Here is a 22,044-nt window from a genome sequence, read left to right on the forward strand (position 1 = left end):
ATTCGGGCGGCCATGAATCGGATGTCTTCGGTACGGGCGATGGCCAGCCCTGTCGGGCTTTATGAGCATGTTCGTTCCAACCACTGGCGCTCGCTCAAGCTGTTTGCCGGCTTCCTGCTAGCTTTCCACCTGATGTCGGCGGCGCTGCTTACGCCGCTGTTGATCGTGATCGATGCCGCGCATTTGCCGCTGCTGGGCAGAGCCAGCTACCTGGCACGCTACTTCTTGCCGGTTTCGGCAACCGGCGCCGTCCTTTTCGGCCTCCGCTACTGGTGGCACGTGAGCGCCGTTCACCGGGAGACGGGCTTTCGATACGTCGATGGCACCGATGAGCCGCGCCTGGTTCGGCTGATCGAGCCGTTGATCCTTGCGGCCGGCGTCAGGCGGCCGTTTCTCGGCGTCATCGAGAGCCCGGCCCTCAACGCTTTCGCGGTGGGCGTGCGCGACGACCACATGGTCGTGGTGGTCACGCGCGGGCTGATCGAGGGCCTGGACGACGAAGAGCTCGAGGCGGTGCTGGCGCACGAGCTGATCCACATCAGGTGCCGCGACACGCGGCTCATGGCGGCGGCCAATGCCTTCATCGGCAATCTGCAATGGCTGCATCAGCGGGGTTGGAACGGCCGCAAGCTCGAAGAGGGTCGCTCCATTACCGGGCTGGTTCTGCTGCCGATGTTCATCCCGGTCGTGCTGCTGATGACCTTTTTCAGCCAGCTGGCCTTTCGTATCGGCTACTTCTCCCGCGCAGCAATTGGCAGCGCGCGCGAGTTCATCGCCGATGCCGAGGCCGTTCGACTGACCCAGAATCCGGCCGCGCTCACTTCTGCCCTGAGGAAGATCGACGGTCATGACCGCATTGCCGACATGGCCGAGAGCCACGATGCCATGCTGATTTCCGGTGCCGTAAGTGGACCGAATGCGACCCACCCCAGCATCGCTCACCGGATTGCTGCCCTGATCCAGACCACCGGGCCGGCGATGGCCTATGCTCCGTCACGCCGCGACACCCGGCCCTCCGAGCAGCGCGAGCGTGATGACCTTCGCCGTGCGAATGACAAGGATCTTCTATCCGAGATCACCAGTGCGTCGCGGCCGAGCTTTTGGCAGATCTTCCGTCAAACTCGCGATCCGGAACTTGATCTCTTCGGATTGAGTCGGCGCGCCCGGCGAGCGTTACTCGTCTGCGTGACGGGCGCGGCGGCGCTATGGGGCGGCAGTTGGTACATGACCGGCCAAGCGCTTGGCTTCCAGGAAACGCGGGAGATGGCGAACGCCGCCTGGCTGGGGGCGAGATGCCAGTTGCACGGGGCCGAGAAGATTGTTGGCGGAGGCGCGATACCGGCCGAATGCAGCGAGGAGTTTGCCCAGAAAGAGGCGGACATGGCGAGGGCAGCGCTGGCCGCCAACATCGCCAGCCGTCAACGCCAGGAGGAACAGCAAAAAGCGCAGCGCGATGCCGCCTACCGTGCGAACCGGTGTTTCCCCTTCACGCTCAAACCATGGGACCAACGGCTCTCCTCGGGCGGCGAATCCTCTACCGACCTTGGCTATTACCGTCGTTGGGCGGAGCAGCCGATCGAAGGGGTGGAGGTGCCGCCGGTCGCTGGCGAGACAAATGCTGACGGCCTCATCGATTATATGGACATGCGCCTGCTGATGGCTGATGCGGCTGCCTATTGGTTCGGCCAGCAAGGGCTCGACACGTTGCACGACGCCCTTTCCACCCCGCGCCATCAGCGGGCCTTGTCGGCCTTTCGTATCGCTTTGAGAAAGCCCAACTTCGCATCTCATTTCGAGCGGACGTCCTCACATCCCCGCGATGTGCGCCTCTTGGCCGCCATGCCCGATGCCTCACCCTGCGATTTCCAGAAGAAGCAGGGGACGTTTATTGCGCTTTAGGGCGCTGAAACGGTCACATCTGTTCGATTGGCAAAGCAGCCTCAAGAAAGTCTTCCGACATGCTCCGCGATGCCGCGGATGCGTTTCGATGTCTTCAGCTCGGGCGGTCGCCCATCGCCTCGCCGAGGCGGACAGGGCGTTCCGGTGCCCAACTGGGGTTGAACGTGATCGCGTCCTTCCTGAACAGCAGAACGACCGTGGAGCCGAGGAGGAAGCGACCCATTTCCTCGCCTTTCGCGAGAGCGATATCCTGGTCGGCATATTCCCATTGCGAAATACGGCCCGTGCGCCTGGGATTGACGACGCCGTGCCAGACCGTGGCGATGCTGCCGACGATGGTGGCCCCGACCAGAACCATGACGAACGGCCCGTGCTCAGGCGATTCAAAGGCGCAGACCACACGCTCGTTTCGAGCAAACAGGTTGGGTACGCCGCGCGCGGTCACCGGGTTCACCGAGAAGAGGGTCCCCGGCAGGTAGATCATGCGCGTCAGGCGGCCATCGCATGGCATGTGCAGGCGATGGTAGTCCTTGGGCGACAGGTAGAGATTGGCAAAGCTGCCGTGGCGAAACTGGGCCGCCAAGTCCTTGTCGCCGCCAATCAATTCGGTGGTCGTGAAGCGATGACCCTTGGCCTGCACGATCTGATGGTCGTCGATCGCGCCGAACTGGCTGATGGCACCGTCCACGGGGCAGATGAAGTCGGCCGAGGCCAGCGGTCGAGCCCCGGCCTTCAGCGGGCGCGTGAAAAACTCGTTGAAGCTTTGATAGCTGCCGAGGTCCGGATTCTCGGCCTCGCTCATGTCCACCCCATATTTGCTCACGAACCAGCGGATCAGACGGGGCGTGATCGGACCGCCCCGCGCGCCGGCCACGCGCCCCGCCAGGGACGTAAGGCCCTGCTTGGGCAGCAGATGTTGAAGCAGCACCTTCAGGCGGTCAGACAATCGCAGTCTCGCTCTTGAGCATGATGTTGGGCTTGTGCCGCGAAGCGCACGGACCTGATCGTGCGTTCCGAGCGCGAGGTCAAAGCCGAGTGAACTCTCGCCGAGCGTAGTTCAGCGCCTGCTCGATGCGGTCGCACCAGTCGGCAATGCCGAGCTCGTCGGCAAGCAGGTCCTGGCGAACTTCGATCTCGGCGTAGGGCAGCCGGCGATCGTAGGCGTGAAAGGGGATGGTGAAGTCGATGACGTCCATCGAGTAGGGCTGGTTGTCGCCCGCGTGCAGCTCAGGATCTTGTGCGAAAAAGGAGAGCATGGCCCGCGCGAACCGGCTGTCTCCCTTATCGTGGAGGATGCCGACCTGCCATGGCCGGTCGATGCCGCGCATGGAGGGAGTGAAGCTGTGCAGGGAGATGAGGATTGTTTCCTGACCTGCCGTGAGCCGGCGCTCGATATCGCTGCCGATCGCCGCCTGATAGGGCGCCTGGATGGCCTCGGCGCGCGCCGCGGCATTGGCCGGATCGAGCTCGGCATTGGCGGCGATGGCGGTGCCGTCGCTGACCGGCGGGATGGAATCGGGGGCGCCGGGACGACGGTTGCAGTCGATCACCAGCCGCGAATAGGTCTGGTGGATGAAGGTGGCATCGAGCCGCTCGGCGAGCGCGGCGCCGAGGGCGGCGATGCCGATGTCCCACGCGATGTGCCGGGTCCGCTCCGCCTCGTCGAGGCCGAGGTCGTCCATTCCCCGCGGGATGCGGTTTCCGGCATGGTCGCCCAGCAGCAGGAACGGCGAAGGCGCCGCGGGGTTCAGCACATTGACGGGTGGCGGCTCATCGGCAGCCAAGATAGGAGAAACGGGTGACGCTGCCACGGTGGGCCCATTTTGCATGACGATCCTGACCATTTCTCATGTGACGCGTTACACCTACCGGCAGCCCGTGGCGTTCGGCGAGCATCGCATATTCGTGCGTCCGCGCGAAAGCTATGACCAGCATCTCCTGGAAGCGCGGCTGGATATCACGCCCGAGCCTGCCGAATTGCGCTGGACGCAGGATGTGTTCGGCAATTCGCTCGCGCTTGCGACCTTCAACCGGCGGGCGAAGGAGCTGCGGATCGACAGCTGGATCCGCCTCAAGCACTCCCCGCTGCTGCGCGGCGAGGTCGAGATCGAGCCCTACGCCCGGCGCTACCCTTTCGGCTACTCGCCCGACGAACTGCCCGACCTGCTGCGTTCGATGGAGCGGCAGCATCATGACCCCGAGCGAATCCTCGACCATTGGGCGCGCGGCTTCGTCAAGAAGAGCGCCGAGACCGACACGTTGGCCATGCTCACCGCGATGACCAACGCGATCCGCCGCGACTTCACCTATCTGTCGCGCGCCGAGAAAGGCACCCAGTCGCCGATCGAGACGCTGCACAAGCGCCAGGGCACCTGCCGCGATTTTGCGGTGCTGATGATCGAAGCGTGCCGCGCGCTGGGACTCGCCGCCCACTTCGTCTCCGGCTATCTGTATAATCCCAAAGGAACTTCGGGTCGCATTGGGGGTGGCAGTACACATGCGTGGGTGCGGATTTTCCTGCCCGGTTCCGGCTGGGTCGAGTTCGATCCGACCAACGGGATCGTCGGGAATTCGGGCTTGATCCGGGTCGCCGTCGCGCGCGATCCCGCCCAGGCCATTCCCATTTCCGGAACGTGGAGCGGCTTTCCGGCCAGCGACCTCGGCATGGAAGTCACCGTCGACGTCACGCTCGATGAGCTAGTCGAGCCTGTTATCCCGGCGGTCCCCGCCGCTGTTTCGAGAAAGTAAGAACCACGATGTTGATCCGCGCCGGCTACGATATCCGTTTCACCTGCCGCCAGCCGACGCCGATGATGGCGCTTCTCGGGGTCCATGAATCGCGCCACCAGGACCTCAAGACCCAGCCCCGGCTGGTGAGCGACCCCGCGATCCCGATGCACGATTACAAGGACGGCTTCGGCAACGTGGCGACCCGCTTCGTCCTGCCCGAAGGCGAGACCTTGCTGTCCAATACGTTTGTGATCGAGGACAGCGGCGAGCCCGACCGGGTCACGCCCAATGCGATCCAGCATCCGGTGGAAGAGCTTCCGGACGATGTTCTCGTCTATCTGCTCGGCAGCCGTTATTGCGAGACCGACCGCCTGTCGGACACCGCCTGGGGATTGTTCGGGCACGTCCAACCGGGCTGGAACCGGCTTCAGGCGATCCTCGACTTCACCCACCAGCAGATCGAGTTCGGCTACCAGCACGCTAGGTCGACCAAGACCGCGTGGGAAGCGCATCAGGAGCGGCGTGGCGTGTGCCGCGATTATGCCCACCTCGCGATTGCGCTGTGCCGCTGCATGAACATTCCGGCGCGCTACTGCACGGGCTTCCTTGGTGAGATCGGTGTACCTAAGGCCGACGCCCCGATGGACTTTTCCGCATGGTTCGAAGCCTATCTCGGCGGCGAATGGCATACGGTCGATGCCCGGCACAATTTCCCGCGGATCGGCCGGATCCTGATGGCCCGCGGGCGCGACGCCACCGACTGCGCGCTGACGACCGCTTTCGGCTCGGCGATCCTGACCGGGTTCGACGTCCACACCGACGAGGTCGACAGCATTGACTAACCCGTTGCTGGAAGAGTGGGCCGGACCGGCACAGTCGCCCGATTTCGCGGCGGTACGCGCCGAGGATTTCCTGCCCGCGATCGATGAAGCCATTGCACTCAGCCGCGCCGAGCTTGCGGCGATCACCGCCAATCCAGCGGCGCCCGACTTCGACAACACGGTCGCTGCCCTGGAGCGTTCGGGCGCCGTCCTGGCGCGCGTGCGGCGTATTTTCTGGATGCTGTCCTCGGCGCACGCAGACGCAGGCATTCACGCAATCGAGCCCGAGGTGGCGGCGCGATTGACCGCGTGGGGGACCGAGGTCAGCCATGATCCCGCCCTCTTCACCCGCGTCGCCGAGGTCTGGAAGAACCGTGATCGCCTCGCTCCCGAGCAGGCGCGGCTGGTCGACAACAGCTACAAGGGGTTCGTCGCCGGTGGCGCTGCGCTCGATGCGGCGGCCAAGCGCCGGCTGGCCCAGATCAACGAGCGGCTTGGCACCCTCGGGGTGAAATTCGGCCAGAATGTTCTCGCCGCGACCAACGCGACCGAGGTCGTCGTCGCCGAAGACGAGGCTGCGGGCATTCCCGGCGACCTGCGCGCCATGGCCCTTGCCGCCGCTGCCAGCAGGGGCCTCAAAGGTCAGCTCGTGTTCGGCCTCGATCGCGGCACGTACGAGGGGCTGCTCACCTTCGCCGACGTGCGAGCAGTGCGTGAGCGGGTGTGGCGTGCCTTTACCGGCCGCTGCCAGTCGGGGCCTCACGACAATTACCCGCTCATCGCCGAGATCGTCGCGCTCCGTGATGAGAAGGCGCAACTGCTTGGTTATGGCTCCTACGCCGAATTCGCGCTCGTGGACTCGATGGCGAAGACGCCGGTGGCGGCGGCCGGGCTGATGGACCGGGTCTGGCGACCGAGCCTGCTCCAAGCCCAACGGGAAGCCGCGGCGCTGCAGCAGATCGTCGATCGGGACGGCGGCGAGTTTACCTTGGCGGCATGGGACTGGCGCTATTTTTCCGATCGCGTGCGGCGCGAGCGTTATGCCTATGACGCCGGCGCCATCCGCTCGCACCTGTCGCTCGGCAAGGTCCGCGCTGCTGCCTTCGCTGCCGCCGAACGCCTTTACGGCCTGCGCTTCACCCGCCAGCCCGATGTTTCCGTCTATCATCCCGACGTCACCGCCTGGGCGGTCGACAATGAGGATGGCACGCCGGTCGGACTGCTGTTCACCGATTATCTCGCCCGTCCCGAGAAGCATGGCGGGGCCTGGATGGGGAGCCTGCGCGTGCAGGAAAGGATCGACGCTCCCGTGCGCCCGATCGTCTACACCGTCGCGAACTTCACCCGCGCCGAGCGCGAAGACGACGCGCTGCTGTCGCTGGACGAAGCTCGCACCCTGTTTCACGAATTCGGCCACGCGCTTCACGCCTTGCTGTCGGACGTCACCTTTCCCAGCCTTGCCGGGACGGCCGTCGCCCGCGACTTCGTCGAATTCCCGAGCAAGCTGATGGAGCATTGGGTTGCCTCCCCCGAGGCCTTGCAGGCATTCGGTATCCCGGCCGAACTGGCAGAGGCCGTGGCTCGGGCGGAAACCTTCGGGCAGGGGTTCGCGACGGTCGAATTTCTTGCCTCTGCGATCGTCGACCTGAAACTTCACCAAGCCGATCCGCCGCCAATCGACATCGCCGCGTTCGAAGACGACATGCTGGCCGCGCTTCAGGTGCCCGAGGCCATCGGCATGCGCCACCGGCTCGCCTACTTTACCCATGTCTTCGACGGCGGCTACGCCAGCGCCTACTACAGCTACATGTGGGCCGAGGTGCTTGATGCCGATGTCTTCGAAGCGTTCACCGCTACCGGCAACCTGTTCGATCCCGAACTTGCCGATCGGCTCCGGCGCGAGGTGCTGGCGCAGGGCGACGCGCGCGACCCGATGCAATCGTTCGTCGCGTTTCGCGGCCGTGAGCCGGACGAAAGCGCGCTCCTTCGTGCTCGCTGCCTGACCTGACCATGGCCGTGCGCAAGGCTTTTGACGAACTTTGGGGGCAGGGGTCAGGCGACGCCTCACGCCCGGGGTTCGAGCAATTGGGCGACTGGCTCCGCCAAACTCCAGTCAACGAACTTTCGCGCCGCCAGGCCATGGCCGAAGCTGCCTTCCGCAGCCTCGGTATCACCTTCAGCGTGTATGGCGACGAGCAGGCGGGCGAACGGATCATCCCGTTCGACATCATCCCCCGGCTGTTCACCGCCGCCGAATGGTCCAACCTGTCGCTCGGGCTCGAGCAACGGGTACGCGCGCTCAATTCCTTCGTCGCCGACGTTTACGGGCCGCGGCATATCCTCAGGGACAAGGTCGTCCCCGAAGACGTCATCCTCGGCAATCCGCAATTTTGCATTCCTGCCAACGGCGCCGCTCCGCCGCATGGCATCTACACCCACATCTGCGGCATCGACATTGTCCGCACCGGCGCCGACGACTTCTTCGTCCTGGAAGATAATGCGCGCACCCCGTCGGGCGTGTCCTACATGCTGGAAAATCGCGAGGCGATGCTGCGGCTCTGCCCCGAATTGTTCGCGCAACTCGCGGTGCAGCCGATCGACACCTATCCCGACCTGCTGCGCGACATGCTCTATTCGGTCGCCCCACGTGGCGCTCAGACCCCCGTGTGCGTGCTGCTGACACCAGGACACTATAACAGCGCCTTCTATGAGCACAGCTTCCTCGCCGACAGCATGGGGATCGAACTGGTCGAAGGGCGCGATCTCGAAGTGGTGGACGACATCGTCTACATGCGCACCATCGAAGGGCGCGTGCGGGTCGATGTCATCTATCGCCGGATCGACGATGCTTATCTTGATCCACTGGTGTTCAAGCCGGAGAGCGGGCTTGGCGTCCCCGGGCTGATGGCGGCATATCGCGCGGGGAACGTAACCATCGTCAACGCGCCCGGCACCGGCATTGCCGACGACAAGGCGGTCTACAGCTTCATGCCGGAAATCGTCCGCTATTACATGGGCGAAGAAGCGCGCATTCCCAACGTCGAGACCTTCCGCTGCCGTGAACCGGAGGGGCTTCGCTATACCCTCGATAATCTCGAGCAGCTGGTGGTGAAGCTGGTCGACGGTTCGGGCGGCTACGGAATGCTGGTCGGACCGACCGCGTCCAAGCGGGAGATCGCAGATTTCCGGGCTGCGCTGATCGCCGAGCCGCATCGATATATCGCTCAGCCCACGCTGGCGCTGTCGACCGTCCCGACGCTGACCGATAGCGGGGTCGCACCGCGCCACGTAGACTTTCGTCCCTTCGTGCTGAGCGGCGCCGAGCGCGTCACCATCGTCCCAGGCGGGCTCACCCGCGTCGCGCTCCAGAAGGGTTCGCTCGTCGTCAACTCGAGCCAGGGCGGAGGCACCAAGGACAGTCTGATCATCGCCCCGCCTGGCGAACCGGGCGAGGAGGAGCAGCATGCTCTCCCGTACAGCCGCTAACCTTTACTGGATCGGGCGCTACATGGAGCGCGCCGAGTTCACCACCCGGCTGATCGAGGCGACCCTGCGCCTGTCGTCGCTCTCCTATGGTGCCGACGCTGCCAGCGCGGCTTGGGAAAGCGCGCTTGCGGTCGTCGGTCGCGGCCCCGCCCCCGGCGAGACAGCGGCGCCGGGCGCGACCGCCTTCAATGTTTGCCGAACGCTCGCGCTCGATCTCGATAACCCCAACTCGATCCGCTCCTGCCTGTCGCGGGCCCGCGATAACGCCCGTTCCGCGCGCAACGCGCTCACGTCCGAAGTGTGGCAGGCGATTAATCGCGTCTGGCTGGACGTCGCCGAGCGGACCAGCCCCGGTAGCGTTCAGCATACCCTGGCCCTGGTCGACTCGCTGAGTGCCAACAGCCGCGGGTTCGAAGGTGCGCTGGTCCGCATGCTGCGCCACGAAGGCTTCTGGTTCATGCGCCTCGGTTCGGCGGTTGAGCGCGGCGACAACAGTGCCCGATTGCTCGACGTCAAATATTATCTTCTCCTGCCCAAGGGACAGAGGGTCGGCGGCGTGCTCGATCGCGACCAGTGGACCGCGATCCTGCACACGGTGTCGGCGCGCAACGCCTACCGCTTGTTATACCAGGACACGCTGAAACCCTGGCTGGTCGCGGACCTGCTGTTGTTCCGCAGTGAACTGCCGCGCTCGGTTATCGGCTCATCCGCGGAAGTCGTGGATCTGCTGGCCGAGATCGGTGGGCGCACGGGTCGGCAGGGTGAAGCCGACCGCCTCGCGCGCCTGCGTCACTCGCGGCTTACCGACACCAACATCGACAATGTCTTCCGCAGCGGGCTTCACGAGTTTCTTAAGGATTCGATCGAGGAGAACGCGAAAATCGACGCTGCCATCTCGCACCAGTTCCGGTTTCCTTGATGCGCCTCACGATCAGTCATCGTACGCGCTACCGCTTCACCCGGCCGATTGCAGACGCCATCCAGATGCTGCGCCTGACCCCGCTCAGCAGCCTGAATCAAACCGTTCTCGATTGGCGGATCGACGTCGATTGCGACGCCCGCCTGCGCGACTCGCGCGATGGCTACGGCAATTGCCTCACGGCCCTCTACGTCGACCAGCCCGTCACGACCCTGACCATCACCGCCAAGGGCCAGGTGGTGACCGAGGATCGCGCCGGGATCGTATCCGGGCTGCCGAGTGACCTTCCGCCGGGCGTGTTCCTCCGTCCAACGCCATTGACCACTCCCGACGAGGCCTTGCGCGACTTCTCGCAAGCGATCGCGGCAAAGGTGCCGGCCCCACTCGACCGCCTTCATGCCCTGAGCGCGAGCTTGTCCGAGCGCATGAAGTTCGAAGTCGACAGCTCGGCGATATCGACCGACGCGGCGACGGCCTTCGCCGCCGGCCGCGGCGTTTGCCAGGATTATGCCCACATCTTCATCGCGGCAGCGCGCGTCGGCAACATTCCCGCCCGCTATGTGTCCGGCCACCTGTATCGCCGCGACGGAGCCGGCACCCAACCTGCCAGCCACGCTTGGGCCGAGGCCTATGTCGATGATCTTGGCTGGGTGGCGTTCGATCCGACCAATGGCATCTGTGCCGACGATGCGTACGTGCGGGTCGCGTCCGGACTCGATTTTGCCGACGTGTCACCCGTCGTGGGTACCCGCCGTGGTGGCGGCGAGGAGGAGATGACCGTTGAGGTACAGGTGACAAACGTGGCGCGTAGCCGACAATCGCAGCGGCAAGGCTCGGGTGGTTCCTGGCAGCGGCAATCGCAAGGTGATCAAGGCTGATCGAGCTCTCAGGCGAGAGCGACCGGTTTCAACTATTCGCCACTATCCGGCGCCTCACACGCGTGGGCTTGTAGCCAAAGCTCCATCAGGGCGCCGTGCCTATGGGAATGCGTCAACCTACGCCTCATCTCTCACCAAAGGGCGGTGAAGGAAGCGCTGACTTGCAGGCATTTCCTTATTCTCGAAAGGAATCTGGGAAATGGTGACGCAGCCACTCCATGGCTAACCGGTCTCTGTAAATTCCCCTTGTGAGCCGTTTTAGCGGGAATTTTCGGTGAATTGAGCCATGGCGGCTGCATGGAGCTCCATGCTCAACGGCTCAAATGCGCCAATCTGTTGGCCGAAGCCGCTTCCGACCTTGCGGGAATTGGCCCCGCTTCAAGCGGGATTTCGTCTGGAAGTCACGGGAAGCCGCGATTTGTAGCGTATTCTGGTCTTCAATTCACAACCTGACGATCGCCAATGCGAGCACCACGGGGGTAGCCGTCACGGCACCGCGGCTCGAAAAACGAGCCCCATCGGCGGGCACAAAATTTTTTTAGCGCTGACACTACGGGGAAAGTGAGTGGCTGCTCTTGAAGTCCCTGCCTCCGCGGCGGGCCCGCCCATTCGCGAGGTCACGTCCTTGGGCGTGCCAACAAGGGAGCCGCTTATGACAGTTCAAAACTCCGCCCGGCTAGGCGTCGTGTACAAGAGCCCATCTGATCTGAAGCCATACGACCGGAACGCTCGCACCCACACGCCCGCGCAGGTGCGTGCTGTTGCGAAGAGCATTCAGACATACGGATGGACCAACCCCATCCTTGTAGATGAGCAGCGTGGCGTCATTGCCGGACATGCCCGGCTTGCTGCTGCCATGCTCTTGGGCATGCCCCAGGTACCAACCATTTGCATTGCCCACATGACTGCCGCTCAAAAGCGCGCCTACATCATCGCAGATAACCGCATGAACGAGATTGCGGGTGGTTGGGATCGCAAGATCCTTGCCCTAGAGCACGAAGCCATTCGCCTGCTCGATCCTTCGTTCGACATTAGCAACACCGGCTTCAGCTTGGACGACATCGAGATCATGATCGACGGGCTGACCTCCTGCGGCGAGGACGAGGTCACGGCGCCCGGTGACGGTGAAGCTGTGACCCGCGTTGGTGACCTGTGGTGCTTGGGCAAGCACAAGGTTCTTTGCGGCAACGCTCTCGAGAAGAGCAGCTTCGAGACACTTATGGGTCAGGAGCGGGCTCAGCTCGTACTCACCGACCCGCCCTACAACGTGAAGATCAACGGAAATGTCGCGGGCCGCGGCAAGCACCGCGAGTTTGTCATGGCCTCAGGTGAGATGACGAAGGACGACTTCACGATCTTTCTCACAAGTGCCTTCGGCCATCTCATAGAGTTTAGTGCCGATGGCTCGATCCATTACCTCTTCATGGATTGGCGGCATCTTTCGGAGATGACCGCGGCTACGGCTCAGTATGCCGAGATGAAGAACCTCATCTGCTGGAACAAGCAATCGGCTGGCATGGGCACCTTCTATCGATCCCAGCACGAGCTCATCTGGGTCATGAAGAAGGGGTCTGCACGACACATCAACAACTTCGGGCTGGGAGAGAAAGGCCGAAGCCGCACGAATGTGTGGGACCATCCTGGTCTGGCGGGCTGGTCACCAGGTCGATCAGACGAGCTTGGCATGCATCCCACGGTGAAGCCCGTGGCGATGATCGGCGAAGCGCTCAAGGATTGCTCAAAAAAGGGAGGAGTGGTTCTCGACTGCTTTGGCGGCTCAGGCTCCACCCTCATCGCTGCTGAGCGTACCGGCCGATGCGCTCGTTTGATGGAACTCGATCCGGCGTACGTGGACCTAATTGTTCGCCGTTGGGAGGCTGACACCGGCGGGAAAGCCGTTCTGTTCAACGATGGTCGCTCGTTCGCCCAAGTCGAAAGGGAGGGCCGAGCATGACGAAGACACGACGCCGGCACGGTGCTGCCCGGAAGCCTCACAACGCCAAGACAGTAGATTACGGAGGGTTCGGTGACCTTCTAACGCTGATTGCTGACGAGCCTAGACGGGGCAAGATTGACGGCAAGGACGTAACCATCACACGGGTCGAGGCGCTTCTCCGTGCCATGGTCGACCGAGCAGCTTCGCAGAAGACTAGGGAGCTCATCAAGCTCCTGCAGATGATGGCCAAGGATCCGGGCCTCGCCGCAAAGTCACCCACCATTACGGTCATTCACATTGGCGGCGCGCTTGCGATCGCTTGAGGGGGAGGGGCTCATGCCGGCCTACCAGAAGAAGCGCCGAGACGTTGGCTACAAGCGACCGCCGGTCGAGCATCAGTTTAAACCGGGTCAGAAGCCACCACCACGCAAGCCAAAATCAGCGAAGCCCAAGAGCAGGGCGCAGTTGCTCGCAATGATCTTGCGAGAAGAGTTGCGGGTTGAGATCGGAGGCAAGGCGCGGTGGTGCACTAGGGCAGAGCTGCTGGTTCTGATTGCCTTTCAGCTCGCCGAACGGGGCAACGCTAGCGTCTCAAGAGCCTTGGCTGACTTTCTGTTGGCTCAGGAGGACCCGGTGGAATGGGAAGAGACCTGGATGCAGATCGGTGATCCGGATTGCGAAAGCCAAGTCTTCAGGGTCGACGGCCGAACGGGAATGCGCCTTGATGACTTGAAGGAGTAAGTCCGCTTTGCGCCCCTTCCCGACGTTGCGCTGTATGATCATCGTGACCGAGAGCGGACATAAGGACCCTCGCATCTGATTGCACTACACGCTGGTGCTTCGTTCCAAGGCATCGGTAAATCGGCGCCGCCACCAGAGGACATCCTGCTCGCAGATCACGTTGAACATGGCCTGCCACCGGCGGATTCGTTCGGCCTGCGGCATGGCTAGCGCGCTGCGGATAGCGTCGGACATCTCCTCGGCGCTGTAGGGATTGACCAACAGCGCTTCGGTGAGCTGCGCGGCGGCACCGGCGAAGCGCGAAAGAATGAGGACGCCGGGATCGTCGGGATCCTGTGCGGCGACGAATTCCTTCGCCACCAAATTCATACCGTCACGGATAGGCGTCACCAGCGCGATCCGCGCTGCCCGGTAGATGCCGGCTAGGACGGCGCGGGGATAACCCTGATTGACGTAGCGGATGGGCACCCAGTCGAAATCGGCATGGGCGCCGTTGATGCGACCTGACAGCCCTTCTAGGCTGCTCCGAATTCGCTGATAGCTTTCCACCGTGACCCTCGATGGTGGAGCTATCTGGAGGAGGAAGACCTCCTTTCGCTCTTCGGGGTTCTCGATGAGGAAGCGCTCATAGCCGAGGAAGCGCTCTTCCAGCCCCTTCGAATAATCGAGCCGATCGACCCCGACCATCATGGCCCGGCCGCCGGCGCTTTCACGCATCTGATGAAAGGTCTTCCGGGCTTCCTCGCCCTTGGCCAATGTCGCAAACTCGTCACTGTCGATACCGATCGGGCAGGTGATCAAGCGGATCTGGCGACCCTCGAGCCGGAGAATGCTGTCCTCGAACACGCCGCCACTTTCCAGAACCACGAAGTCGACGAAGGACTGTAGCCATTCGTCGGTGTGGAAGCCTATGACGTCATAGGCGAACAGAGTTGCGACGAGGTCGGATGCTTCGGGCAGCGTCAACAACAGGCGCCGCGGCGGCCATGGCGTATGGAGGAAGAAGCCGATCCGGTTCTTGCAGCCGCGCTTACGAAGCTCCTGCCCGAGCGGGATCATATGGTAGTCTTGCACCCAAACCGTGTCGTCGGGCTCGATCAGCGGCAGGACGGTCTCGGCGAAGCGCTCGTTGGCGCGCTGGTAGCCACCGGCAAAACCGCGTTCGTATTCGGCTAGATCGATGCGATAATGGAATAGCGGCCAGAGCGTCCGATTGGCGTATCCGTTGTAATATTCCTCGACGTCCTGCTCCTCGAGATCGACAGTCGCGGTGGTGACCCCGTCCTCGCGGTGAAAGCTTATTTGGCCGGTAAACTGGTCGGTAACTTCGCCCGACCAACCGAACCACAGGCCGCCGCTTTCCCGCAGGGCCGACGTCAGGGCGACGGACAGGCCGCCCTGCGCGCCGGCCGCGCCGCCGGTGGCGGCCGACACGCGGTTCGAGATGACGATCAGCCGGCTCATCGCACCGAGCTCCATGGTTTGCTGAGGAGGACGGCGCAATTGATGGTGCCGACCAGCGAGTAGGTTTGCGGGTAATTGCCCCAGAGTTCGCCCGTTTGCGGATCGATGTCTTCCGACAGCAATCCGGCGGAGGTGCGGCGCGAAAGCATTTCTTCGAACAAGGCGCGCGCGTCGGCTTCGCGCCCGGTCGCCTTAAGCGCTTCGATCAGCCAGAATGTGCAGACGTTGAAGGCGGTTTCGGGGAGCCCGAAGTCGTCCTCGGTCGCGTAACGCAGCATGTGCGAACCGCGCCGCAGCCCTTCTTCCACAGCCTTTAATGTCCCGCTGAAGCGAGGATCGTCGGGGGTGAAGAAGCGAAGGTCGAGGAGCTGGATCAGGCTGGCGTCGAGGTCGTCTCCCTCGAAGGTGGCGGAAATGCGCTGGCTATCCTCGCGCCAGGCGGCTTTCTCGATCCGGCCTCGGACCGTCGCCGCACGCTCCGACCAGTGGCCTGCGCGGTCCTCCAGACCAAGCGCTTCTGCGGCGCGGGCGAGGCGATCGCACGCCGCCCAGCACATTGCTGCCGAGTAGGTATGGACGTGCTTGCGGGTGCGAAGCTCCCACAGCCCCGCGTCAGGCTGATCGAACAGGTCGAAGGCGCGATCACCGACCTTCTCGAGCGCGGCAAAATCTTCTTCGGTCGCCATGCGGAAAAGGCGTTGGTCGAAAAAGGCTTGGACGTTGGACAGAACGATCTGCCCGTACGCGTCGTGCTGGACTTGCTCGTAGGCCTGGTTGCCGACACGGACCGGGCCCATGCCTCGATAGCCGGCGAGCCCCTCCTCAATGCGCTCTTCCAGCCGGGCCTCGCCGCTGAGGCCGTAAAGCGGCTGAATGTGACCGCCTCTGGCTTCGTCGACGATGTTGCGGAGGTAGCTTAGATAACCTTCGAGTACATCGAGCGCGCCGAGGCGGTTCAGCGCCTGCACCGTGTAATAAGCGTCGCGGATCCAGCAGTAGCGATAATCCCAGTTGCGCTGCGATCCGGCATGCTCGGGGATAGACGTCGTAAGCGCCGCGACAATCGCGCCAGTCTCCTCGTGCTGACAGAGCTTGAGGCTGATGGCAGCGCGAATGACGGCATCCTGCCATTCCACCGGCGTCGCGAGGCCGCGCACCCACTCCTGCCATTCCGCTGCCGTGCTGCGAAGCATGTCGTTGGCGGCCCGCGATAGGTCATCGGTAAAAGGCTCGTCGGGTCCAAAGAAGAAGACTAGTGGCCGCTCCAGTCTAAACATCCGTTCCTCACGCACCAGAGTAACCGGCGCGTCGGTCGTGAGGCGCATCGGCAGGGCCGGAAGATCGTAACGAATATGGTTGGAGCCGCCGGGTAGCGGCTCGGCCGCCTCGCCCCAACTCTGGGTCGGGCGAAGCCGTACCCGTATACGTGGGCTGCCACTGACCGGGCGGACCATGCGGACATAGGCGACTGGACGATAGGCGCGACCAAGGCGTTGGAAGCGAGGGCAAAAATCCACGATCTCGATGACATTGCCTGCGTCATCGATCTTCCGGGTGACGAGAATAGGTGTGTTACGCTGGTAGGATTGCTTGACGCTCACCTCCCCGTCGAGATCGATCGCCCATAAGCCGCGAGCCCGCTCCTCTCCGCCGAGCAGGCTGGAGAATAAGGGATCGCCATCGACCCGGGGGACGCAGGCCCAGACCATTGTGCCAGCGCGGTCGAGTAAGGCGCTGACCTGGCAATTGCCGATCGGCCAAAGGTCCAGCGTACTCATGCCGTTTCCTCGCACGCCTGGGTCAGCCAGCGGTGAACCTGATCGACAGCCTCCAGCCCGAACAGCGCGGCCGTCTCCCGTTCCGGCCCGACGAGGATGCCCGCCCCGCCAAGATCGCGAACGGCGGCAAAACCATATTCATCGGTGACGTCATCACCGATGAACACGGGTTTGCGGAGGGTGAAGGCAGGTTCCTTCATCATGGCCACGATGGCAGTGCCCTTGTTGCCGTCAGCAGGCTTGATTTCAAACACCATCTTGCCCGGTAAGACCCGCATATCGGTGGTTGCCGCGACGTGCACAGCGGCTGCATGGCACGCGGCTTCGGCGTCGGGTGCTTCGCGAAAATGGATCGCTGCCCCGAACGGTTTTTCTTCCACGATCACGCCCGCATGCTGCACTTGTACCTCACGCAGGTAGGGTAGGCATTCGTCGAACGCCGCCGAGCGCCGGGGCGCAGCGCCGTCGCGCTCCAGCCCATGACTTCCGACCACTCGCACGTTGCTTGGGTTCAGCCATCGCCGGACATCCGCCGTTGCTCGTCCGCTAAGCAAGACTACGCGTCCCTCGAGCTTCACCTGAAGCTGCTCCAGCAGCGGCAAGAGTGAGGGCGCGACAGAGATGGCGTCGGGGCGATCCGCAATCGGAACAAGAGTGCCGTCGAAATCAAGAAAAAGGACGGCGTTGTTCAACAAACTCGGCGGTGGAACGGGTAACGGCATGATCCTCGCGCTGCAAAGGTGCGGTACATGAGTTGGCGACCGAATGCGTCGGGTATCTGACTAACGAGGTCGTATCGGCGCTGTTCCTTTGTGCAAAGCTCCACCACAACCTCTATCCGATCCGCGTCGTCCAGATCGCCAACGTGAGGGCACTTGCACCCAAGGCGATGAGCCAGGCAAAAAGGCGCAGATTGAGGCCCTTAGTGGCGAGTACAACGTGCGAATCCAGCCGTGCAAGGACGGCCGATGCGCGCCTCTCTGCCGCCACGATCACAATCACCGCAAGAACCAGAAAACCGGTCGCAATCGCGCGTGGCACCCAAGATGGCTCCATGCTCGGGAACAAGCCCTTGAAGCCGACCCCGATGGCGATGCAGGCAAGACTGGTGCGCATCCAGCTGCCGAAGGTTCTCTCGTTGGCAAGGATCGTGCGATCTTCGGCAAGATCGCTGCGAGAGGGGGCGTCGGATGAGGACATGTGGGCGGCTTACTCGAAGACCACGGCGGTGCCTTGCTTCACCGCCTTGCCGAGCTCGGCGGCGTCCCAGTTGGTAAGGCGAACGCAGCCGTGGCTGGCGGTCTTGCCGATCAGCCGGGGGTCCGGCGATCCATGGATGCCGTAGCCCTCCTTGGTAAGGTCGATCCAGGTGCCGCCAACCGGATTGTTCGGTCCCGCAGCAATGGTCAGGCGTTTGTCGGGTCCCCAATCGCGACCTGAAGGGTCGAAATAGTAGGCAGGCGCGGGCGCGACGGCACGCACTTCCATGCTTCCGCTTGGCGAGGGAAAGCGATCGCTGCCGATGGTGCCCGGATAGGTGGCGAGCAGCGTTCCCGCCGCACCGAAGGCCCGCACTTCGGAGCGACCTTTGTCGACCTCGATCCGCGCGACCTGCTCTGCTATCTCGGTGGAGCGCGGGCGGACCACCTTGATCGTCTCTCCAGCCGCATAGGTTGCCCCGGCATTGAGCCGCTTGAGAAAAGCCTCGCTCATGTGAAATCTTTCGGCCAGAGCCTCGGACGCGGTCTCGTAGCCGAGATGGTCAAGCGAGGCCTGAGCTGTCATGCCGGGCGGCACGTCGACCAAGTTCGCGACGTCGCTTTCGGTGATCGTATAGGCAATCAGCAGGGGCTCTGCTGACGAGGCACGAAGGCGGGACATCACTTCGGGATCAAGCTTTCCATCGACGGGTAGGCCCTGCTGCGCCTCGAACGCGCGAACGGCGCGTCGCGTATTGCTTCCCTGCCGGCCGTCGATCACTCCTGGCGAGTGATGCTGGCGGTCGAGCAGTATCTGGGCTTCGAGCACCCGGTCGAGCGAGGATTGCTGGGCTGCGGCGGGGGTGCTCGCCGCCGCTGCAAGTGCAGCAGCGGCAAGCGCAAGACGAGAAAGCACTGACGGTCTCCGTTGATGCTGGAATGGCGCGCGGAGTGCGCAAACCTCTGCACTGACAACGCTCAGCGAGGCAGACCGTTCTGTGTTGATGCTCAGCGCTTAGGCGCTTCCGCCCAGCCAGGCAGCCTGCCGCGCGTCGATCGCACCAGCACCGCGCGACAGCAGTGCCTGCAGGGCCGTCGCGCGCTCCTGCACCTCACGGCCATTGGCTCCCTCGAGCCGCTCTCGGGCAAGCTCGGCGAAGGCGAATGCCTCGGCGCGAAGCCGGTCGATCTGGTCAGGCCGGCGGCATGCGGCGGCAACCTCCCCAAGCACTCGCAGGAAGTGTAGCGCGGCAATCGTGTCGGCCGCCGCATATTGGCGCAAGCGACCGAAGCTGCGGTCTACAAAGAAGCCGAAGTCGTCGGCGAAGGCGATCAGGCGCGCCACTCCATCAGCATCCAATCGAACCGCGCCCGGCAACTCGCGGGTTGCAAACTCGGTGCCGCCGGCACCCAGCCAGTCGAGGCAGGTGACCGCCGTCATCGGATCGTTCACTCCTGGCGACAGAGCGCGCGCGGCAATCTCCACCAGCTCGCTGACGAGGAACATGAGGTCGCTGTCTGGAGTCCGCTTGGCTCCAACGGTGAAGCAGCCACGAAGCTGATTGTGGCAGTCCTCCGACCAGTTCGCCTCCGGTGCGATGTCTGCCAGTCCGCGCCCTTCCATGACGAAATCGCCGGGTCGGTAGCGAAGCCTGATCAGCACGTCGACCTGCCTTGCGATCTCGACGAGTCGATCGCCGTCGAGCGATTGGATGTAACCGGTTCGGTCGCTGGCAGTCACCGCAACCTCACCGCTGAGAGAGGCCGGGGGCTCGTGTTGAGCCTTAGGCGCTTCGCCGATCAGTCGGGGAAAGCGGAGCGTTGCGTCCTCGATCAGTCGGCGGCCGATCCTTTCCACCACATGGTTAATGTGGATGCTCTGCAGGACATGGTGGATGAAGAAGATCAGCACGCCAATCGAGCACACAGCCAGCAGCAATGCCACGATTACCGAATACTGCGGCACGAAGTCTTCTTCGCCGCCGCGGATCGTGCGCAGCACCATCAGGCTGTAGAGGAAGGTGGCAATGAAGGTCCCAAGCGTGATGGTATTGCCGCGATCGCTCATGAAGTTGGTGAGCACGCGCGGACCATATTGGCTCGACGCATAGGAAAGGGCGACGATGGTGATCGAGAAGACGACGCCGGCAACTGTCACCATCGAGCCGGCAATGGTGGACAGCACTTCGCGGGCACCGTCGGTGCGAACCTGCTGATACCAGCCCAGCCCTTCGATCCAGCTGGCGCCGACACTGGCATCGACCCAGATCATGAAGCCGCCGAGCAGGATACCGCATAACGCCATCAGCCCCGGCACGAACCAGTAGCTTGCCCGGATGGCGCTAAGATGGGCGCGGAGCCGGTTCATGCGGTCAGCAATAGCAACGCGGAATAGGCGATGGCCCCGAGCGCGAAGGCTGAGAAGCGGCTCTGACGGTCTTCCGGGAGCTCCTCTTTCAGCACATTCAAGATCACTCCGCCGGCCAGGACCGCAAATAGCGAGCTGAGCAGGAGCGCGGACACGTTGGTGGTTAGGCCGAGTAACAGCCCAGCCACGGGCGCGACCGCAAGGATCCAACGACCATAGCGGTGGTAGGTCTCGCCATGCTGCTGCCGCAGGCCTTGGTCGTTGACAATGAAATGGAGGCTCATGGCCACCGCGTAGACGATGAGCCCGCGAAGATCGTTCTCCTCCCGGTGCAGCAGCAGGTAGCCGATCAGCACGTTGTAGAGCGCAAAGGCACCGAGGTGCACCCAGAAGACGCTAGGGGACCTTACCTCGCCTTGCGGTCGCCGCTCCCCCATGGCCGAGCGGGCGAAGCGCTCCACTCCGTAGAACAGCCCGAGCCCGAAGAGGGCGATCAGATAGGCGTGGCTCTCGACCGCGCCGAGCAGTCCCGCCGAGCGCGCGCGATCGCCGATCACCTCCTGATGCTTGGCGAGTTCGGGAAGCAGATGCACGAACACATAGGCGACCGAGACCCCGCCGGCGGCCGACAGCCAGACGCTTCGCGGCGTTCCCGACAGAAAGGCGAGCTTCCCGCCGAACACATGCACAAGCACAAAGGCAAGAACGGTCAGTAGGATGATCAGAGTTGTCAGGCTCACGCCGACACGCCCTTCTGCTCGACGGTGAGCGCCGGCAGGCCGGTGATCTCGTAGGTTGCGGAGGCGATGCCGATCCCTACTGCGTCCAGTCGCGAGAGGATCTCACGGCTCATCGCGTCCTTGATTTCACGGGTGCCGTGGTCGGGCGAAAGGAAGCGAACGGCCAGCTCCAGCCAATTGTCGGTCAGCCGCCAATAGACCTTGGGCGCGACGTCGCCGATATGGATGCCATAGCGACGCTCGAGCTGTGCAAGGTGGTGCTGCTCGATGTCCTGCTGCTGCACCGCATGGTGCTGCGCCGGCTCGAGGAGGATCGTCTCCGCGGCCGCGCGATCGTCGCGATAGCTGACGGGAAGGCGAATTTCCTCCCAGACGTAGGGGAAATGATAGGTGTAGTTGTAGATCGGTTCGTCAAAGATCTTGTCGTTGCTGACTGTGACAATGCGGCCGGTGAACTGCCGCGAATGCACCCACATGGCAGGTTCGGCCGAGTTGACGGGCGGCGGTTGCCCCATCTCGAGAATCTTGGTCTGCATGAAAGATAAGGCGATCACGTCGCCGCGAACCCCGCCCATGACGATCCGGTCACCGACGTTAAAGGTCTTGCCGCGCAGAATGACGAAATAACCTGCGACCGCCGTGATGACGCGCTGGAGTGCGAAGGCCATTCCAGCCGTGACAAGGCCAAGCCCGGTGGTCAGCCGAGCCGGGTCGTCGAACCAGATGGAAACAATGCCGAGCACCAGAACGGCACCGGCGACCAGCCCGACGGCCTGACGCAACCAGAAGCGGACCTTGCCCGACCCGAGCTGCTCCCCGGGCGAGCGGGCCAGCAAGCGACGCACGAAGGCTGAGAACAGCAGCACCAGCGCGACCAGAGCGACGGTGAGCAAAAGCTTCTTGCCGTTTTCCGGGGTCGCGCCGACGAGCGTGATCCCGAACACTTCGAGCGCGGTGTTTGCAGCCAATCTGCGCCTCCTGATTCAAGAGACGGACGAGCCAGGGAATTGGTTTCCTGCCGCACTGCAGCTCGATGGCACTTAGGCGCCGCGAACACCTTCCAGCAGATGGTCGTCGAGGTCGTT

The 22,044-nt window shown here is 63.4% G+C and carries 20 protein-coding genes; 10 read left to right on the top strand and 10 right to left on the bottom strand.

The window, feature by feature from the left end; genetic code table 11:
• Positions 1-39 precede the first annotated feature (39 nt).
• Positions 40-1,899: a M48 family metalloprotease gene (locus ABD729_RS07040; RefSeq protein WP_344709446.1), complete on the top strand. Its 1,860-nt coding sequence runs from the start codon at positions 40-42 to the stop codon at positions 1,897-1,899.
• A 94-nt stretch (positions 1,900-1,993) separates the two neighbouring features.
• Here ABD729_RS07040 and asd read toward each other — a convergent pair whose 3' ends face one another.
• Together asd and ABD729_RS07050 are read right to left on the bottom strand one after the other, a co-directional pair.
• A complete protein-coding gene (gene asd / locus ABD729_RS07045; protein ID WP_344709447.1) occupies positions 1,994-2,845 on the bottom strand; it encodes an archaetidylserine decarboxylase in 852 nt (283 codons plus the stop codon).
• Positions 2,846-2,924: 79 nt separating this feature from the next.
• Entirely contained in the window at positions 2,925-3,683 is a 759-nt protein-coding gene (locus ABD729_RS07050) for an N-formylglutamate amidohydrolase (RefSeq protein WP_344709448.1), read from the bottom strand.
• Between the two features lie 43 nt (positions 3,684-3,726).
• Between ABD729_RS07050 and ABD729_RS07055 the strand changes: the two genes are divergently transcribed.
• From ABD729_RS07055 to ABD729_RS07095, 9 genes are all read left to right on the top strand, one after another.
• The gene (locus tag ABD729_RS07055) at positions 3,727-4,647 is read left to right on the top strand and encodes a transglutaminase family protein (protein WP_344709449.1); all 921 of its coding nucleotides are present in this window, start codon (positions 3,727-3,729) and stop codon (positions 4,645-4,647) included.
• 8 nt (positions 4,648-4,655) lie between these two features.
• Positions 4,656-5,471 carry a transglutaminase-like domain-containing protein gene (locus ABD729_RS07060; RefSeq protein ID WP_344709450.1) on the top strand — a complete coding sequence of 272 codons (816 nt, stop codon included), beginning with the start codon at positions 4,656-4,658 and terminating at the stop codon, positions 5,469-5,471.
• Complete coding sequence (locus ABD729_RS07065) at positions 5,464-7,458, top strand: M3 family metallopeptidase (RefSeq protein WP_344709451.1); 1,995 nt, start codon at positions 5,464-5,466, stop codon at positions 7,456-7,458. Before ABD729_RS07060 ends, ABD729_RS07065 begins: the two co-directional genes overlap by 8 nt.
• 2 nt (positions 7,459-7,460) lie before the next feature.
• Positions 7,461-8,936, top strand: coding sequence for a circularly permuted type 2 ATP-grasp protein (locus ABD729_RS07070; RefSeq protein ID WP_344709452.1), 1,476 nt, complete (start codon positions 7,461-7,463; stop codon positions 8,934-8,936).
• Positions 8,914-9,855, top strand: coding sequence for an alpha-E domain-containing protein (locus ABD729_RS07075; RefSeq protein ID WP_344709453.1), 942 nt, complete (start codon positions 8,914-8,916; stop codon positions 9,853-9,855). Before ABD729_RS07070 ends, ABD729_RS07075 begins: the two co-directional genes overlap by 23 nt.
• Positions 9,855-10,733, top strand: coding sequence for a transglutaminase family protein (locus ABD729_RS07080; protein WP_344709454.1), 879 nt, complete (start codon positions 9,855-9,857; stop codon positions 10,731-10,733). Before ABD729_RS07075 ends, ABD729_RS07080 begins: the two co-directional genes overlap by 1 nt.
• 652 nt (positions 10,734-11,385) lie before the next feature.
• Entirely contained in the window at positions 11,386-12,687 is a 1,302-nt protein-coding gene (locus ABD729_RS07085) for a site-specific DNA-methyltransferase (protein ID WP_344709455.1), read from the top strand.
• A complete protein-coding gene (locus ABD729_RS07090; protein ID WP_344709456.1) occupies positions 12,684-12,992 on the top strand; it encodes a hypothetical protein in 309 nt (102 codons plus the stop codon). Before ABD729_RS07085 ends, ABD729_RS07090 begins: the two co-directional genes overlap by 4 nt.
• Positions 12,993-13,005: 13 nt before the next feature.
• Positions 13,006-13,410, top strand: coding sequence for a DUF5681 domain-containing protein (locus tag ABD729_RS07095; RefSeq protein ID WP_344709457.1), 405 nt, complete (start codon positions 13,006-13,008; stop codon positions 13,408-13,410).
• 84 nt (positions 13,411-13,494) lie between these two features.
• On the opposite strand, the gene ABD729_RS07100 is transcribed toward ABD729_RS07095, so the two are convergent.
• The 8 genes from ABD729_RS07100 to ABD729_RS07135 form a co-directional block, all read right to left on the bottom strand.
• A complete protein-coding gene (locus tag ABD729_RS07100) occupies positions 13,495-14,874 on the bottom strand; it encodes an alpha,alpha-trehalose-phosphate synthase (UDP-forming) (protein WP_344709458.1) in 1,380 nt (459 codons plus the stop codon).
• Positions 14,871-16,652, bottom strand: coding sequence for a glycoside hydrolase family 15 protein (locus ABD729_RS07105; RefSeq protein WP_344709459.1), 1,782 nt, complete (start codon positions 16,650-16,652; stop codon positions 14,871-14,873). Before ABD729_RS07105 ends, ABD729_RS07100 begins: the two co-directional genes overlap by 4 nt.
• Positions 16,649-17,344, bottom strand: a complete 696-nt coding sequence (otsB, locus tag ABD729_RS07110; RefSeq protein ID WP_344709460.1) for a trehalose-phosphatase — start codon at positions 17,342-17,344, stop codon at positions 16,649-16,651. The genes ABD729_RS07105 and otsB overlap by 4 nt, the downstream gene beginning before the upstream one ends.
• A gap of 142 nt (positions 17,345-17,486) precedes the next feature.
• Positions 17,487-17,852, bottom strand: a complete 366-nt coding sequence (locus ABD729_RS07115; RefSeq protein WP_344709461.1) for a YidH family protein — start codon at positions 17,850-17,852, stop codon at positions 17,487-17,489.
• Between the two features lie 9 nt (positions 17,853-17,861).
• A complete protein-coding gene (locus ABD729_RS07120; RefSeq protein WP_344709462.1) occupies positions 17,862-18,767 on the bottom strand; it encodes a L,D-transpeptidase family protein in 906 nt (301 codons plus the stop codon).
• Between the two features lie 99 nt (positions 18,768-18,866).
• Positions 18,867-20,219 carry a DUF2254 domain-containing protein gene (locus ABD729_RS07125; RefSeq protein WP_344709463.1) on the bottom strand — a complete coding sequence of 451 codons (1,353 nt, stop codon included), beginning with the start codon at positions 20,217-20,219 and terminating at the stop codon, positions 18,867-18,869.
• Positions 20,216-20,959 (bottom strand): hypothetical protein, encoded by a 744-nt coding sequence (locus ABD729_RS07130; RefSeq protein ID WP_344709464.1) that lies wholly within the window; start codon positions 20,957-20,959, stop codon positions 20,216-20,218. The genes ABD729_RS07125 and ABD729_RS07130 overlap by 4 nt, the downstream gene beginning before the upstream one ends.
• Positions 20,956-21,927, bottom strand: coding sequence for a mechanosensitive ion channel family protein (locus ABD729_RS07135; RefSeq protein WP_344709465.1), 972 nt, complete (start codon positions 21,925-21,927; stop codon positions 20,956-20,958). Before ABD729_RS07135 ends, ABD729_RS07130 begins: the two co-directional genes overlap by 4 nt.
• Between the last annotated feature and the right edge of the window lie 117 nt (positions 21,928-22,044).

The sequence above is a fragment of the Sphingomonas humi genome (assembly GCF_039536725.1).
GTDB classification, from domain to species: domain Bacteria; phylum Pseudomonadota; class Alphaproteobacteria; order Sphingomonadales; family Sphingomonadaceae; genus Sphingomicrobium; species Sphingomicrobium humi.

What these genes read in the sequence shown, in the direction of transcription:
- ABD729_RS07040 (WP_344709446.1), top strand. Translation starts at nt 40, where the DNA reads ATGGCCAGCCCTGTCGGGCTTTATGAGCATGTTCGTTCCAACCACTGG.
- ABD729_RS07055 (WP_344709449.1), top strand. Translation starts at nt 3,727, where the DNA reads ATGACGATCCTGACCATTTCTCATGTGACGCGTTACACCTACCGGCAG.
- ABD729_RS07060 (WP_344709450.1), top strand. Translation starts at nt 4,656, where the DNA reads ATGTTGATCCGCGCCGGCTACGATATCCGTTTCACCTGCCGCCAGCCG.
- ABD729_RS07070 (WP_344709452.1), top strand. Translation starts at nt 7,461, where the DNA reads ATGGCCGTGCGCAAGGCTTTTGACGAACTTTGGGGGCAGGGGTCAGGC.
- ABD729_RS07075 (WP_344709453.1), top strand. Translation starts at nt 8,914, where the DNA reads ATGCTCTCCCGTACAGCCGCTAACCTTTACTGGATCGGGCGCTACATG.
- ABD729_RS07080 (WP_344709454.1), top strand. Translation starts at nt 9,855, where the DNA reads ATGCGCCTCACGATCAGTCATCGTACGCGCTACCGCTTCACCCGGCCG.
- ABD729_RS07085 (WP_344709455.1), top strand. Translation starts at nt 11,386, where the DNA reads ATGACAGTTCAAAACTCCGCCCGGCTAGGCGTCGTGTACAAGAGCCCA.
- ABD729_RS07090 (WP_344709456.1), top strand. Translation starts at nt 12,684, where the DNA reads ATGACGAAGACACGACGCCGGCACGGTGCTGCCCGGAAGCCTCACAAC.
- ABD729_RS07095 (WP_344709457.1), top strand. Translation starts at nt 13,006, where the DNA reads ATGCCGGCCTACCAGAAGAAGCGCCGAGACGTTGGCTACAAGCGACCG.
- ABD729_RS07100 (WP_344709458.1), bottom strand. Translation starts at nt 14,874, where the DNA reads ATGAGCCGGCTGATCGTCATCTCGAACCGCGTGTCGGCCGCCACCGGC.
- ABD729_RS07105 (WP_344709459.1), bottom strand. Translation starts at nt 16,652, where the DNA reads ATGAGTACGCTGGACCTTTGGCCGATCGGCAATTGCCAGGTCAGCGCC.
- ABD729_RS07115 (WP_344709461.1), bottom strand. Translation starts at nt 17,852, where the DNA reads ATGTCCTCATCCGACGCCCCCTCTCGCAGCGATCTTGCCGAAGATCGC.
- ABD729_RS07125 (WP_344709463.1), bottom strand. Translation starts at nt 20,219, where the DNA reads ATGAACCGGCTCCGCGCCCATCTTAGCGCCATCCGGGCAAGCTACTGG.